The sequence below is a fragment of the Nitrosomonas sp. Nm132 genome (assembly GCF_900100485.1).
Classification (GTDB): domain Bacteria; phylum Pseudomonadota; class Gammaproteobacteria; order Burkholderiales; family Nitrosomonadaceae; genus Nitrosomonas.
In genome coordinates, this window is sequence record NZ_FNDH01000009.1 from 1 (window position 1) to 14,573 (window position 14,573).

At 43.1% G+C, this 14,573-nt stretch carries 19 protein-coding genes, 1 tRNA gene and 2 pseudogenes; 5 read left to right on the forward strand and 17 right to left on the reverse strand.

Going from position 1 to position 14,573, the window contains the following annotated elements; genetic code table 11:
* Positions 1–276, reverse strand: a pseudogene (locus BLP80_RS05205) (helix-turn-helix domain-containing protein); the annotation flags it as partial.
* On the opposite strand from BLP80_RS05205, the pseudogene BLP80_RS16155 reads away from it, so the two are divergent.
* Positions 277–396, forward strand: a pseudogene (locus BLP80_RS16155) (IS5/IS1182 family transposase); the annotation flags it as partial.
* Positions 397–517: 121 nt separating this feature from the next.
* Positions 518–610: transfer RNA gene (locus BLP80_RS05215), tRNA-Ser, on the forward strand.
* Positions 611–728: 118 nt separating this feature from the next.
* On the opposite strand, the gene BLP80_RS05220 is transcribed toward BLP80_RS05215, so the two are convergent.
* The 13 genes from BLP80_RS05220 to BLP80_RS05280 form a co-directional block, all read right to left on the reverse strand.
* Entirely contained in the window at positions 729–1,892 is a 1,164-nt protein-coding gene (locus tag BLP80_RS05220; RefSeq protein WP_090540845.1) for a site-specific integrase, read from the reverse strand.
* 422 nt (positions 1,893–2,314) lie between these two features.
* Entirely contained in the window at positions 2,315–2,884 is a 570-nt protein-coding gene (locus tag BLP80_RS05225) for a hypothetical protein (RefSeq protein WP_090540847.1), read from the reverse strand.
* Positions 2,881–3,786, reverse strand: coding sequence for a recombination-associated protein RdgC (locus tag BLP80_RS05230; protein ID WP_090540849.1), 906 nt, complete (start codon positions 3,784–3,786; stop codon positions 2,881–2,883). The genes BLP80_RS05225 and BLP80_RS05230 overlap by 4 nt, the downstream gene beginning before the upstream one ends.
* 52 nt (positions 3,787–3,838) lie before the next feature.
* Positions 3,839–4,324 carry a hypothetical protein gene (locus BLP80_RS05235; RefSeq protein ID WP_090540851.1) on the reverse strand — a complete coding sequence of 162 codons (486 nt, stop codon included), beginning with the start codon at positions 4,322–4,324 and terminating at the stop codon, positions 3,839–3,841.
* The gene (locus tag BLP80_RS05240; RefSeq protein ID WP_090540852.1) at positions 4,321–6,075 is read right to left on the reverse strand and encodes an AAA family ATPase; all 1,755 of its coding nucleotides are present in this window, start codon (positions 6,073–6,075) and stop codon (positions 4,321–4,323) included. Before BLP80_RS05240 ends, BLP80_RS05235 begins: the two co-directional genes overlap by 4 nt.
* Complete coding sequence (locus tag BLP80_RS05245; RefSeq protein WP_090540853.1) at positions 6,072–6,734, reverse strand: 3'-5' exonuclease; 663 nt, start codon at positions 6,732–6,734, stop codon at positions 6,072–6,074. The genes BLP80_RS05240 and BLP80_RS05245 overlap by 4 nt, the downstream gene beginning before the upstream one ends.
* 4 nt (positions 6,735–6,738) lie before the next feature.
* Complete coding sequence (locus BLP80_RS05250) at positions 6,739–6,936, reverse strand: hypothetical protein (RefSeq protein ID WP_090540856.1); 198 nt, start codon at positions 6,934–6,936, stop codon at positions 6,739–6,741.
* Positions 6,937–6,999: 63 nt separating this feature from the next.
* Positions 7,000–8,001: a hypothetical protein gene (locus BLP80_RS05255; RefSeq protein WP_090540858.1), complete on the reverse strand. Its 1,002-nt coding sequence runs from the start codon at positions 7,999–8,001 to the stop codon at positions 7,000–7,002.
* Between the two features lie 239 nt (positions 8,002–8,240).
* A complete protein-coding gene (locus BLP80_RS05260) occupies positions 8,241–8,897 on the reverse strand; it encodes an HNH endonuclease signature motif containing protein (RefSeq protein ID WP_090540860.1) in 657 nt (218 codons plus the stop codon).
* Positions 8,848–9,675 carry a PD-(D/E)XK nuclease family protein gene (locus BLP80_RS05265; RefSeq protein ID WP_090540862.1) on the reverse strand — a complete coding sequence of 276 codons (828 nt, stop codon included), beginning with the start codon at positions 9,673–9,675 and terminating at the stop codon, positions 8,848–8,850. The genes BLP80_RS05260 and BLP80_RS05265 overlap by 50 nt, the downstream gene beginning before the upstream one ends.
* Before the next feature lie 114 nt (positions 9,676–9,789).
* Positions 9,790–10,020 carry a hypothetical protein gene (locus BLP80_RS05270; protein ID WP_090540865.1) on the reverse strand — a complete coding sequence of 77 codons (231 nt, stop codon included), beginning with the start codon at positions 10,018–10,020 and terminating at the stop codon, positions 9,790–9,792.
* A 201-nt stretch (positions 10,021–10,221) separates the two neighbouring features.
* Positions 10,222–10,395, reverse strand: a complete 174-nt coding sequence (locus tag BLP80_RS15595) for a hypothetical protein (RefSeq protein ID WP_176754276.1) — start codon at positions 10,393–10,395, stop codon at positions 10,222–10,224.
* Between the two features lie 22 nt (positions 10,396–10,417).
* On the reverse strand, positions 10,418–10,675 hold the full coding sequence (locus tag BLP80_RS05280) for a hypothetical protein (protein ID WP_090540869.1): 258 nt from the start codon (positions 10,673–10,675) through the stop codon (positions 10,418–10,420).
* Between the two features lie 261 nt (positions 10,676–10,936).
* Between BLP80_RS05280 and BLP80_RS05285 the strand changes: the two genes are divergently transcribed.
* The 3 genes from BLP80_RS05285 (at position 10,937) to BLP80_RS05295 (ending at position 12,075) form a co-directional block, all read left to right on the forward strand.
* Complete coding sequence (locus BLP80_RS05285; RefSeq protein ID WP_256324967.1) at positions 10,937–11,308, forward strand: type II toxin-antitoxin system RelE/ParE family toxin; 372 nt, start codon at positions 10,937–10,939, stop codon at positions 11,306–11,308.
* Positions 11,305–11,583, forward strand: a complete 279-nt coding sequence (locus BLP80_RS05290) for a helix-turn-helix domain-containing protein (protein WP_090540870.1) — start codon at positions 11,305–11,307, stop codon at positions 11,581–11,583. Before BLP80_RS05285 ends, BLP80_RS05290 begins: the two co-directional genes overlap by 4 nt.
* 192 nt (positions 11,584–11,775) lie before the next feature.
* Positions 11,776–12,075: a hypothetical protein gene (locus tag BLP80_RS05295; protein ID WP_090540871.1), complete on the forward strand. Its 300-nt coding sequence runs from the start codon at positions 11,776–11,778 to the stop codon at positions 12,073–12,075.
* 311 nt (positions 12,076–12,386) lie between these two features.
* On the opposite strand, the gene BLP80_RS05300 is transcribed toward BLP80_RS05295, so the two are convergent.
* From BLP80_RS05300 to BLP80_RS15600, 3 genes are all read right to left on the reverse strand, one after another.
* The gene (locus BLP80_RS05300) at positions 12,387–13,880 is read right to left on the reverse strand and encodes a hypothetical protein (protein WP_090540873.1); all 1,494 of its coding nucleotides are present in this window, start codon (positions 13,878–13,880) and stop codon (positions 12,387–12,389) included.
* Between the two features lie 99 nt (positions 13,881–13,979).
* Positions 13,980–14,399: a DUF2335 domain-containing protein gene (locus BLP80_RS05305; RefSeq protein ID WP_176754277.1), complete on the reverse strand. Its 420-nt coding sequence runs from the start codon at positions 14,397–14,399 to the stop codon at positions 13,980–13,982.
* Entirely contained in the window at positions 14,371–14,571 is a 201-nt protein-coding gene (locus BLP80_RS15600) for a hypothetical protein (protein WP_176754278.1), read from the reverse strand. Before BLP80_RS15600 ends, BLP80_RS05305 begins: the two co-directional genes overlap by 29 nt.
* Positions 14,572–14,573: the final 2 nt, after the last annotated feature.

Sequence of the window (14,573 nt, forward strand, 5' to 3'; positions counted from 1 at the left end):
TCCGCTTGTAGCGCTTTACCTACCCAATGGTTGAATATCGTCCAGATGCGTTGCGGATTGACTTGCATTAGCTCAGCGACACGATTGACCGGCATTTCCCGTTCAATCATGGCCAAAGTCAAGGCTTCAAACAGCAAGGTGAAACCACTATTGGCGCGTGCCTACGGTACCGCTACATTAATTACATTGCCTGACGAAGTCTTGATGCGGGGGAACTGCACAATGCAAATAACAAGTGTGCTCAAAGAAGTTAAGGTGTTGCCATGTCCGTTCCACCAAAGCGTCAAATGTACTGCGGTTCCTGGACAACATGGTTTTGATACTGGCAAGAAGGTTAATGGCCATAAACGTCACATTCTGGTGGACACACTGGGGTTATTGTTGACGGTTGTAGTGACTATGCTTCCAAACAGCTTCTTAGAAAGAATCAGCGCAAAAGTTGCTCCAAAGCATGAACTAGTTTATCCTTTCCACCCTATTATTTCTTGGCTGAAAAATCATTTAGCAGGAGCAAAAAGGAGAAGTGACCGAGTGGCTTAAGGTGCACGCCTGGAAAGCGTGTGTATGGTTTATCGCCGTACCGCGGGTTCGAATCCCGCCTTCTCCGCCATAAAACCATTAAAAATTAAATACTTACAGATAAACGGTTGACTGTTTTTGATCATATTTGGTCATGTTTTTGCATAGCGTGGTCAACATTTTGGTCAACATTTAAGGGTTACGATCAATTACTTTGTGATTCTGAGGATTGATAAATACTCCCCAAACATATCAAGCGCCTTGCCGCCTTGCTGCGTATTTGAGGGTATCCAGCGAGCGTAAGTGTGTGCAGTAATTAACACGCTCGAGTGCCCCATCTGCGTAGATACCCAAGCCAAATTTTCTCCTGCTGATAGCATCATTGAAGCGAATGTGTGCCTAGTTTGGTAAGGGTTTCTATAGCGAACATTTGCTCGTTTCAATAATGGAATCCAAAGCGATTTCCTGATTTGCTGATCACCGGTCCATTGCACGCCTTTAATCGGGTTAAGAAATATTTTGCCGCCTTGCAATAAAGTGTGCTGCTTTTGATTAATCAACGCTTGCTCAACAGGTGGCAGCATATCTATTTCGCGCGTCCCTGTTTTTGTTTTGGTTGTCTCATCAGCGTCAGAGAATTGAGTTTTTGCCTTGCTGATATTGATCTTCTTTCTATTGAAATCGATGTCTGACCACTCCAACGCAATCAATTCTGATGTACGCATACCAGTCCAAAAGAACACAATGCATTGATTTTTGATTTGCCCGGCTGCGGCCTTAATGATTGCTTGCTGCTCTTCCTGGGTAAACGGGTCCACATAATCTTTTGTGGCGGGCGCTTCATTGCGCTGATATGTCCAGCCAAGCAAAGGATTCAATTGAATCAGATCATCGTGAAGCGCGTCCTGTAGTGATGCACGTAGCGGACTTAGAATATTAGATATGCGCTTATTAGAGCAATTGAGATTGGCCGCCCACGTTCTCACATCATTTCGGCTCAAGCATGTTAATAATTTCGATCCAAATTGAGGTATTACCAGATTCTCAATTATCTTTCTGTAGTCGTTGTATGTACTGGCTTTGATGGTCGGCTTTTTATTAGCAAGCCATTCTATTAAATATGATTTGACAGTGTATTGAGATGGCGCGAACTTAAGCGCATTCTTTGAATTTGGAAACGTATATGAATAATCAAATGTGCCTGCATCAATCGCGCTTAGTATTGCCGCTCTATGCTGGGCCGCCTTCTTTAAGTTAGTGGGCGTGGGCTTGAGTCTGATACGCTCCTTGCAGCGCTTTCCTTTGTAGTAGAAGTCGATCTCAATCGACGAATCGCTTGACTCTCTGACTCCCGGATACTTGCCTCCACCCATGAATGATACCCCTCAACGTTGATTAGAATTCTTCCGTCAGGCGCTTTAGTGTACTCCCGCCCCCTGATCCAGTCACCACGCGAAATTTTTGATCTGATTGCGTCCGGTGTATAGCCTGTTACTTGGCAGAATTTATCAATTGTTACGTAGTTTGCAATCATAATTCACCTAGCCATACGCTTTCTTCTGTTTCGCTCATAACTATTTATTTTTATCTAGGATTTTGTTGTGGCATTCTTCACAAATCGGATAACCGGGCTCGTTATATAGAGAATCATCCTCACATCTGCCAGTCGGCTCATCGCAATCTGAGCATATCTGCCTTGTCCCTGGATAATGTGTTGCATTCCATCTCGCATGCTCTTTTTGCGTCATTGCGCGTCGTATGCCACCTGGCCATTCGTTATTGCTCATATGCATGCTCATATCCTTCTGAATTCAATCTTCCAAACGTATGGATCTTCATTCCACGATCCTTTCCCGTTTATTTGTTCCCAGATGCGCCAATAAGCCTTTCTTGGTTTTTCATACGAAGTACATCCCCACTCCGCAGCTTCAGATTCACCTGGAACACCCTCGGCAATCGCATCTTCTACGCTAATATCCTGCAAACGCTCAACGCCCACACTCACCATTTCCAAATTGATACGCGATACCAGGCGCGGCATCAATATTGACGGTTTCCATCGTATATCTGAGATGTCATATGGATTGGGAGGAGTAGCTGCGTAGTAATATTTGCCAGATATGATCTGGAACGTCTCCCTCACCCAAAGCCTGTCTCCAATTTTTCCAAACGGGCAATGAATAGTGATATCTTGTAGCTTTGGCAGCAACAAACCGGCAAGTGGTTTTTTAAGCCAGTCGCCCATCAAATTTCCTTCTTTGCTCAATTCTGGCTGAGGATTAACGATTCTCCTGGTCTGAGTTTTGCGATTTTCCAGTAACGCCCTAACCATCTGCGATGAAAAAATAATTGGTCTTGCTTTCATCGTGCTGCTTCAACTTTCTCAATACTCACCACTCCTCCCAGCACAGAATTGATGGCTGAGAAAGCTTCGCGCGCTGCATTGGCGCTCAGAATGATTTCAGCATCAAAGATGCTCATCTCATCCATGTCTGGATCGCGATCTTCAAGACCGATGTAACCAATTCGTTTTAAAACTAAATCCTTGGTGAGAACGAATGAAAATTTGTCATCATAGGTCATTGCCAACTCAACGCAGCTTCGGCCGTTTTCTATGAGCTCTTTAATATCATCCAGATTGATATTGTTGTTTGTAATTCGTATTGTTCCTCCGCCTTCATGGTTCTTTAATAAAGCTCTATCGTCGATTGAGAAAGAGTGTGGCGGCTCACTTGTTTGTACCCAATTTGTAAATTGGGACGAGGGTATGACATTAGTCCGCCAGCGACGTAATTCATAATCTCCGCCCAAGCTTTTACACAATAACCCGATCAAGCTATCCACCTTTGTTGCACTAGAAGAATCCACCACCAATAATCCAGCTTTAAAATCAAACCATGCTCGCGTAATCGAGGCTCTGGCAAATGCTTTTGCAAGCAGTTCTATAATCACAAGCTCTTTGATTTCGCGCATTTGCTTGCGCCCAACTGAGAAACCTTGCTGTTCTTCAAATTTCTTTGAGCGCAGCTTAGTTTCTTCTACTACTACACTGGCCGGCAATACTTTGCTATCTTCTCGCATGGCAATAACCGCCACGTTATCGACGATGCGGACTAGACTTTCTTGCGCCTCAATCGGTGGCACAAAACCTCTGCTAACCGCATCTGATGCACCGCATGGCGCGAATGGTCTGATTGATACTGCTGCCTCCAGAGTCTCCGGGGTGATTCCGGTAAAAGTTAAAATGGTTGCGTTTTTTGCGAGCATTTTTTAGTTTCCATTTATTTTTTTCGATTAACAAAACGTAATATTTTTATCTCTAAGCAGCATCTGTTTCCCACGCCACCGGCATGAAAATCTCCTGACAGTTCAACTCTGATTTTACAAATACGTAAATTCCTTTCCCGGCAGTTCCGAATAGACCGTATGACTTCCAGTCGCATTCCTCTTTGGCATTGCACTCGTAAGGATTGGTTGAGACTCCTTCACATCCTGGGCATCGGAATTCTAGTTTTCCCATGGATGCCTTTGCCTCTTCAACAGTATTAAATATGCGAACTTTGTTACCTTTGATTTCTGGCTGTTTGGCATCTTGGTAATAGTTCATGTACCAGTAGTTGCGCTTACTCTCCCATACATCGAGGATGAGTGCTGCTGATAGTCCTGTTTTTTCTGCGTAATGCTCAGCTCGCGCAACAACCCAGTTGAGCTTCCCTCGGTAGTCGTGAAAATTTGGACTTTTCTTCTCGTCATGCTCCACCGCAGCAACCAGTTTTTTATATCCATCACATTCAGTAATGCTCATGCTACCGCCTCCTCTTGTACCTCAACTTGCTCAAGCACTCCGTCCTGCATCCAGTGCGCCTGAATATTGTTGAATGCGTTAGCTACGGCTTGCGCATGCTGCTTTTGCAGCGTGCCATTGATGATGCAGGTATCAATCTCATCTCTGATTGCGAGCTCTTCAAGAAACATGAATACGCTTACTCGTGATGAACTTTCCAGAATATCCATTCCGTCGATGATGAACAGCTTCAGACCGGACACATGACTGACAGCCTCCGCCAGAAGAACATCTGCGCGCCACTGGAATGACTTTGAACTCAAACAATAGGGTCTGCCTTCCACCATTACGTTCATATCACTATCAAGCGTTACTGGAGGCCATCCGGTGATATCTGCAGTAAATTCCAATCTCTTTAGGAATGGCGCAATTGCTTCTTTTAAAAATTCTCCTGGGATACCATCTGGCGCGAGAGCATCAGCCACTTTTAGCCACTTCATTACTTGAGTGTGATGCTCAAGTGCTTTTGCCGTTTTTTGGTCTGCCTCCATTAAAGCTTTCACTTGTTCAGACAGACTTTTTATTTCATCATCAAGAGATTTTTTTTGAGACTTCAATTCATCGCGCTTGGCGGTGATCGCAAGAAACGCTGCATCGTCAATTTGTGATGTAGTTGAATTGATAGCATCAAGCTGTGCTTTTGCTTTTTCTGAATTAGCCAGATCTCGCTTATCGTTTTCAATCGAGTTGAGAATGATGTTTAGACTATTTTCAAATGTTGTCAGGTTGGCGGCTGCATCCTCATCACCCCTCATATCGCCATGTTCTATTAGTTTTTTATCTCTGCCTAAAAATATAACCTCGGTCCCACATGATGGGCAGTGACACACTGTATCATCGGAAGTTATGTTACTGGCCAACCGCCTAGTGTTTTCGATTAGCGCCTCTGTGTCTTTGGCTTGCTGCAAATCGAATTCTAATTTTTTCTGGATCCTTGGTATTTTGGCTGCTTCTTCTTGCAGAGTTGCAATCTCTGATGCTCTGGCATCAGACTTGCTTTTCTCAGCGTCCATAGCTCCATATTGTTGAGTAACCTGATCATATTCAACATTAATGGTTGCAAGTAATTGCTCTTTTTCCATCACTGCATTTTGCATTTGAGTGAGGTCTCCCTCTGCTTTGGCTTTCCATTCAGGGGCCTTTTTATCACCGTAAGCCTCTCCAGTGACGCCTTTCCACAAAACCTTTTCATCTCTGGCTTTTGTTTGAGCCTCAGCTTGCGCGTCTGGAAATCCTGCGCGTAGGAGCGGAATGACATGATCAGCCATTTGCCCATCAATACCCTTGGCAATCATGCGATCTTTGATCTTTTCGCTTGTTATCTTTGTGCCCGAGATATTAAGAACAAGTTTGCGTATCTCATCCGATTTGGATGCTGCAAATCTGGATGCAGTGAGCACGTAGGGGAGGGCGGGCGCAGGATCAATGCCTTGCCCCTTGACCGTTCCGTTTTTCAGAATCCGATGGTAAAAATAGCTATCTCCGACCGTGACTTCTGCCATGCCATCCTCGTTGCCATTAATGAGCCAAGGAGCTTCTTGTTTGAGTTTGACGCGACAAAGACCGCCGGTTAACGCCATAGACACAGCATCTGCAATACAGGTTTTGCCCGATGCGTTATTGCCAGCAACAAAAATAATCGGCTTCCTGACTTCGATTTCTGCTTTTTTTACAGCTAGCAAATTGTTTATATTTATATTGTCTAGTTTCATTGTGTAAGTGCCTTGATAAGGTATTGATCAACGTCTGGTTGCTTTAAAAGCCACGCTCTATAATCTGGCGGGACATCTTTGATCGGTGTCCCCCGGTGCCTACCAAATGGCATTACTTTTGGAATTCTGGCTTCTTCAGAACACAGCCATAGCTCTTCCCATGACGAAACATTTTTCAACTTATCTTTCAATATGCTCATCAGTAACAATCTATTGCCGTCCACGTCGGCTCTAGCTGAGTGTGCGTGCATGCATAAATCTCTAGCAATACTTCTATGCAAGAAATAAATCATTGAGGATTGATTGTGACTCTCTAACTCAGGCCACAGGCTACGCGAAAGAGCGAGTGTGCAAATACGTTTTACATCAGGATTGCCAATTGCAGTCCAGTCGAAATCTACGTTGTGACCTATTAAGTACTCCACTCCATCTGGCAATTGGAACGTGCTGGAAGGAGGGCAATCCACCAGATCCTCATCCATGATGTGATGCACCGCCATGGCAGACAGTTGGATTGGTTTGGAGGGTTTGTATCTTTCATGGAACACATTTACTACATCCAGTGATGCCAAGTCGGCAATCTCAATCCAAGCTGCTTCTACAATTTCCGGATCGTTAATTCCGGTTGTTTCTGTATCGAATATGATTGCTTTGCTCATAAAATTATCCTTTGATGAATTCGCCACGAAGATTTCTCATGCTTATTCCTTCTCTTTTAAGGGTCTCATGAGGTCTAATTTTTTGAGAAAATGAATATCCGTCCGCGCTAAAATCTAATTCAACATAAATACAATCATTCATTGACTCTCTTTTTAAAATCTCATAAAGATTTTCAATTGCTTGTTTTAATTGTTCGCTCATAATTTACTTAAATCCTTTATCTCTTTTGAAAACCACGCTGCACTCTCGTCCTACTCATAATCATCACCCCAAATCAATTTGTTTACGTTGTCTTGTCGGCTGCGGTGCAGGCTGCTCTAATACTGCTCCACTAGACTCGCCTGGCGCTTCGTTTCTGAATCCTTCAGAGACCGCCTGCTCGGTGTTTTGACTTGCTGTTGATATTTCGCCCGTTTCCTGGTCAACAGATTCTCCTGTTGCTGGGATATTCCCAACATCATGCGTCGATTTAAGGTCTTGTAGATTGACATTGGCTGAATAAGAGCCGTCCGATTGAGGCGTTACATCGATAATGTCGCGCGCTTCCTCGCTACTCCTGCCCATGCCCATGATTACATCAGGCGCATATATAGAGGCGAAGAAGGAAGCTGCGCGATACTGAAGCATCTGTAAACGCATGGCTCCTTGCCATTTTGAGCCATCCTTGGCATACCAGCCTTCCTCCACCGCCATCTGCATCGTTACTGGGATGGACTGAACAATCTCTTTCGTTGGCCGCATGTTTTCATCCAATTCATAAGCCCAGGCAATGCATTCCAAATTTTCAATTTCAACGTCATGCTCAACATAGTTGAACTTTCTGAGCTGATTATTCCAATCCGTTTTCTCTTTATACTTTGCCTTGATGAGGCCAAGATTTTGCCGCTTGAACTTGAGCGGTGTGAACCGTCGAGACGCATTGACTGCGGCAATCTGGTATTTTGCTGACCAGCGTAATTGACCTTGGATCACATCCGCATTCTGCATGACGCTGATTACAGACAGCCCGACAGAATTAGCTACCTCCATGGCAACCAGGCAGTTGCCGATTGCTGATGGATTCTCGACTAAAGTAATGTTTCCTTGTTTGTCTTTTTTCTCATTGAATTGTCGAAATGGTTCCGGTACCGCATTGGAAGTGGCAAATGCTCTTGATATTCTGCACGCCAGCTCAAAACCGCTTTTGGAGAAGAAATCAACCTTTACATCAGGCGTACTCACCAGTTGGTTAGTTTTCAATGCTGTTAGTTGCGTTGTTTGTTGCATGATTTTTTCCTTTTAAAAATTTAAATACTGTGGTGAATGCATTAATCTAGTCTGGCTTTCTGCCGCATTTAAACCCACTTTTTTGGCTACAGCCTCCTAGTTGGCTGGTATGACGTTTTGCGGCATAAGTCATCGTTATTCCCCGTCTTTCCATGAGTGTTCGCATCTGGAGTCTCACCATAGCGGCCAGGTCTTATTGATGCATTCAGTTAACTCTCTCTAAAATGACATGATGATTATTAAAATTTGTTCCAGTAGGGATGGCGTCTCATCCGAGCATGTAGTTGCATGTGATATCCAGTGGTACAGATCATAAGGTTGCTTGGGTTATTATTGGTTTTGTCACAATCTATGTGGTGAACCACTTCTCCTTTGCGTAATTTACGGCCAATAGCTTTTTCAGCTATCAACACGTGCTCGTATCTTCGAGATTTTCTATCTTCGCTTACACGAACATAGCCGTGTGAACTCATTGATACATTGCCTCTCGCCATTAATGATGTGGTTTCTCCTGCGCCGCGCATTTTCAATCCGCTATTGAGTATTGCTTTTATTGCACTCGTAGTTGAGATACCTAATTTCTCAGCAACATCTGTTGACGACATCCCTGATGAGTACAATGATGCCGCCAATGAATGATCAAATTTTCTTCTGGAAAAATTTGGCTTCCCTTTTGATCTCTCTCCTTTTGATTGCATCTTGATGCCAAATTTATTTAAATGACTCCAGACTGTTGTTACAGAACAATCCATGACCTCTGCTATTTCCTTTAGAAGCTTCCCTGATTGATAAAGGTCAGACATTTTCTTTACTTGATCTGTGCTTTTTATTTTTTGCATAACGCGATTACCTTTCACGGAAAGTGCATTTATTAAAACGTGGACAGTATTTTTCATTACAAAGCAAAGACTTGCTGTTCGGATAAAATTTCCCAGACCTGAACATATCAGCCGCAAATTCAAGCAACCCCGGCTGATCCTCAGTTCCGGTTATGATTTGCTTGGCATTTTTTATCGTGCCGGCCGCAATCCTTGCTGAACTGCTGGTGGACATTCCAAGGATTTCAGCGTCAGCCGTCACCTCTTGCCCGGTTGTATGCTCATAAAGTAGACTGTACGTCCCAACCTGGGCGCCATGTCCAGCAATGTTTGCCTTATGAAGTCCGGTTTTTTTATCTTCAATAACCGCTCTTGATCCTGTTTTAATGTCAGTAATGCCAACACTGTCGCCATCCTTGTAAATACGAGCTCTATCAAGAGAGCCGGTTAAGCAAATTGTTGTCCCTCCACCGCAATCCACAAGCAAAGGTTTTGTCGTCATTTCTACAGCCACATAATTAAATTTATGAGCCCACTCATTGCAGTATTTAGCCGTCAAAGTGATCCCAATAATTTCCGCCTCGCGTTTTGATAAACTGTCTTTATTTGGATCAAAATCGCTATCTGGATTAGCAAGCTTATCCATCATCACCCCGGCTGCATCATCGGCAGATATTGTGGAGCCTGCCAGTCTTGCGCTATCAAATGCTGCTGTCCCTGCGTGTATTGCGGTTCCCAGGATTGCTCTGCGTCCAACAACATTTTTCATGCCGAGAATGTGGATTGCCTCGAACATATAAGCACAGTCAAATAATGACGCGAACGCACTTGCCCTAATTGTTAGTGATGGACTCACAACCCGCTCCTCCTGATGATCCGCCTTGCGTGCATCAATCGATACGTAAACTCAATAGCGATAATCAGAGACTTGCTGATCGATATTCCTGATCTATGGATAAACACCACCCGATTAATAAAATTGCGCATTCTTTGACTCCACAAAATCCGGATTTTCAAACTCGCTTGGTCCACACTCGCCAAGCTCAATCGTCAGGATTGCAGGCTCAACAATCCGATCAACAAGGTAGTCGTCTACCAGATTACCCACTACCGCCAGGGCTAGTATTGCCAGCATCATGATTGCCGAAAAATTAAATGCTTTTAGCTTCTCTTCGTATTTTTGTTGTTCGTTGTTCCCCATATCCAGCCTCCTTGTTGAATCAGGCCGCAGCCTTTTCCTTGTTAACTACATCCTCCTTAAACTCCCCGCACCAATCATCCTCATGAATAATGGGGAAAGTATTTGTGTCGCCGCCTGGCGGAAACCGTCTGCACAGCGTGTGTCCCTTAACGGAAAATCTCGTTTTGTCAGAAAAAACGCAGTTCTTACATGCTTCTTCCATCAGGCAGCCCTCGCATCGACTTTGACGATTCCGTATTTCTCAAGAGCATCCATGACCGCTTCAGACGTTGACTTGAAGAGACCTTGATAAGTGAAAGTCTTGCCATCTGGTCTGGTTATTTGCACCTTGCATTTAATTGGCTGTGAGTTGTGCTTCATCGATAACTTTTTCATTTGTAAATCCTCCCTAAAGAAATTACTCAATATCAAATGAATGATGGCCTTCTGCGTCGTATAGCCAATCTTTAAATGCATCAGATGTCTCTTTCTCAAGCTGCTTAAAGGTCTTTGGGAACGAATTCTCAATTTCCTCTGCCATGCTTGAAAGCTCAGGCCACGGCGCTTCCTTGTGCAACAACTCAAACGCTTGCGGATGTTTATGCTTGAAAGCCGACGCAATAAGCTCAGATTGCTTCTTGCTCTTGTCATCAGGACTTACGTAGTAGCGCCTCATCTTGTGTATGTTTGTGTTGTTGATAAGAGAATTACACCATAAGGTGAATACACTGTCAACACCAAATGGTGTAATATTTGCTATAATATTTCTGCCGGTGCTTTTGTTGGAAAAATTAAATTAAGGAAGCGTGAAATTAGCTAACCCAGAATCAGCTAGGGGGAAGGCAAAGGGTAAGCCTATTTGTAGCTGGTCTCGTTAGGGAAGAAAGAAACGCCAGGCAGGGGAATGAGGGGATGGAGGTAGGGGAGATGAGGGAGGATGGAAGGTTGTTTGTTATACAAAAACTTGTATAATGATGCTATGGTTAAACAAATTGAATTCATCTCTGACTCTCTCAGTGAATTACGTACGTTTCCTATAAGTGCAAGGCGTGAAGCAGGTTTTCAGCTAGATAGAGTGCAAAAAGGATTTGATCCGGATGACTGGAAGCCAATGAAAACGATTGGTTCAGGAGTTAATGAGATTCGTGTGAGAGATGCAGATGGAGTTTATAGGGTAATTTATATTGCTAAATTTGATGAGACTGTATTTGTGCTCCATTGCTTCAAAAAGAAAACTGAAAAGACTGCCAAAACGAATATTGATCTAGCAAAATCGAGGTATAAGGAATTAATGAGGAGGTTTAAATGAACGATAAATTTAATAGCGTGTGGGATGCCATTGAGGATACGCCGCATCAAGCAGTAAGCATGAAGATGCGTTCTGAGCTGATGATGTCTTTGCAGGAGTATTTGAGAAACCGTGGCTTAACACAAGTCAAAGCGGCAAAGCTACTTGGTGTTACTCAGCCACGTGTTTCTGATTTGATGCGTGGAAGGATTGACTTGTTTTCGCTGGAATCACTGGTGGATATGATCACTAGCATTGGTTTGGAAGTGGAAATAAGCATTAAAGATGCTGCTTAGAATGTGCTAAAGAAAACGAATAGCCTGCCGATAACAATCTTTCACGGCTTTATCGTGAACACTAAGTAAGAAAAGTGAGAAACCCCATCAGATTTACACGAGTCTGGTGGGGTTTTAATTGTATGGACCTTAATCTATCCAAGCATTTCTTTATAAAGAGAAATTGACTTTAATATTTAGGAGATATGAATTATGACCAATTTTGCGTCTGTTGCTTCCGAGTCTGCACCTTTACAAGGGCAAGATCATCGTTCTAGCTACAATTTTCAATTACTACCTAATAATGATCCCCAATCTGGATTTACTATAAGCAGCGCACAGGGCGTCGTTTTTGATATTAAGCAAGATGTTACTGGTTCAGATCCAACTCCGGTGAAATCAGTGACTAACGGTTCTACTATCCAGGCGGGTGTGTTAAAAAACGGAAATAACTATTACATTGCTAATCCACAACATGCTAATGGTAATTTCGTTGTCACATTAAATCAGTAAATTGTCGAAGAGATCTTCGTGATTTTCCCTCGTTGAAAAGGGGAAACCCCGCTAGATAATGCTGCGATCTGGTGGGGTTTTATTTTGAACTATGGTAATTTTTACCCTAGCTAGGTTCAAAGCTAATTAGAAGTAACAATCGGTGAAGTTGGTTTATTGTCTTTTATGTTTAACATATGACATAAAGGTTCATTGCTTCCCCAAACAATCTTTTGTTTGATTCGATTATCAGACATCTCGCAAGTCATCCAATCTTTACGCTTACCCAGTAAATAAATAAGGTAATCCCCCGGCTATGCCGGAGGACTATTTTAGTAATTATTTACTCTGAGCCAATCCATTTCAGACTGTACAGTCGTTAAAGATCCAACAACCAAGTACGATTTAATGATGAGGTCGCCTGCAGGGATGGGGTTTTTGATATTAAATGTTGCTAAAGATCTGGTTTGCCATCCATATTGATCGGTTCCTCGACCAAGAGGTTTGGTCTTGCATATCCCGTGATTCACATGATTGCCAATGTGTTTTTGGTAAATTCCCAAGCAGTGAGAATTCGTATCATTGCATCTAATAACGCCACCAGCTACTAATCCTGTTACCGAAAGACAATTATAATATGGGTCGGTTGTGGGTATTGTGGGATCGAGATCACCTGACAGCGCGCCTCTAGGAACACCAGCTTGATAGACAGTACCACCTTCATATTTATATGCCCTCGTGAACTCCTCTGTTAGATACACGGCGGGTGTAACTTGCTGCCGTGCTTGATTCTCTGCTGTTGGGTATTTGATTGTAGTTTGAAACTGGATGATATTAGGGCGTGATTGAAAATCAAATGTGAGTTTCTTGGAGAAAGTTCCAATCCACCCAACTGGATTATCTTCACCTCCCGGAAAGCCATTAGGGGCTAGTAATTGTGGTTCCCACTGGAGAGGATAGGTAGATGTGTTTAAGATTTTGTTCGAACAACTATAGCTAATAGTGGGCGACCCATGCGCTCTCCATGCGAGATGAGGTGGATTGTCAGAGTTGGGTCGGTTACACCCCCATTTATCTCCTGCTTCTGTTGGATTATCTGCGCAGTTGTATCCACTACAAGAAGAAGCGGAATTTTCGGCGATCTGTATTTGTCGTCCATAATCCCAATCGTTTATAAATTGCTTGCCATTCCAAGTCAGAGTAAATATGGCACTACCTGCTGCAGCATTGGTTCCGACAGTTATTTGAGTGCCGCCGCAATTATCAAGTCCAGGAGAGCCGTTAAATTTTGCCTCACAAAAAGCCTTGTAGCGTGGGAAACCATAGCCAAAAAAGTTATTATCTTTAGTGAAACCGGCGGATGTAGGGTCCTCTATTGGTTTAGGGAAGGCTGCTAAATGATTTGTATTCGATACATTCCACCATCGCAAAATTTGCTGTGTTCCAATAATTTGAGTCGTATATGGACAACCCATTATCCCTTGATCATTGGTGTAACCACTGACTGATGAAGCTTCCGCTATCATGTGATCCGTTATACTATTGGCATATAATCCATAGAGTTTTTGTGTGCCTGATAGTGGGTTATTGTTACAAGATGGCACATAGAATTGTTGCCCTTCGATTGCATAACCAGATGGCGGCACGCTGCCATAATGCATCGGTAATGTGAAGTGATCGAAAATAGAAACATTAAAGAGTCTATGCAATATATTCAATGTTTGATTGTTATTTTCATAGGGAATGACAGCTAATAAGGTTGTGGAGAATAATATGGATCCTATACTTGCAGCTGATATTACAAACCATCTAATTATGTATGACATTGGACTATATCCTTACCAAGTTATAATAAACAGGAATAAATAAAACAAGTTTTACTATAGGAGATTTGTTATTCTTGCTCAAGTAAAATCAATTAGGTTTTATTCCTTGCTTTCAGTAATTCTTCCGATGACAAATACTGAGACAAGACCTATTAAGGTAGAGCCTGCAACTATTCCCGCTAGAACAGGATACCCTATTGTAGCGAAGTAGACAGATGCGGAAATCGTAGCCAAACCAATTAAAAAACCTAGAACCTGCCCTCGCTTGATCTGATCTTCCGACGCCTTAAGCAAAGCACTATCATATTGATGCTTGTGTTTCATGCTTGATTCCGCCATGACCAGGATGCGCTCAGCGGCTCCTGGAATTGTCTTCTCGTACCCTTCCAGTATGGTTGGGTGTGGCATTGGGCCAGAGAAGCTTGTTGCAGAAATAGAGGGTGTTACATGATTCTGGTTATTATTACCAGATTTGACAGGAGTTTTCCGGCTACTTCTTGTTGGTGGAGATTTTGACATCGTTCTCAAATCTAGCGCATGCATCCTTAAGCGCTACTGCAACTCGACCGAAATGAGAAGCAACGTCATCACTTGCATGTTGACGGGCAATTGCTTTGTTTAATCCATTTGATGGCATAATATCTATCAAGCTCCCAATGCCACGCAAAACGTTTCTTGTTCCCTTTTTCATTT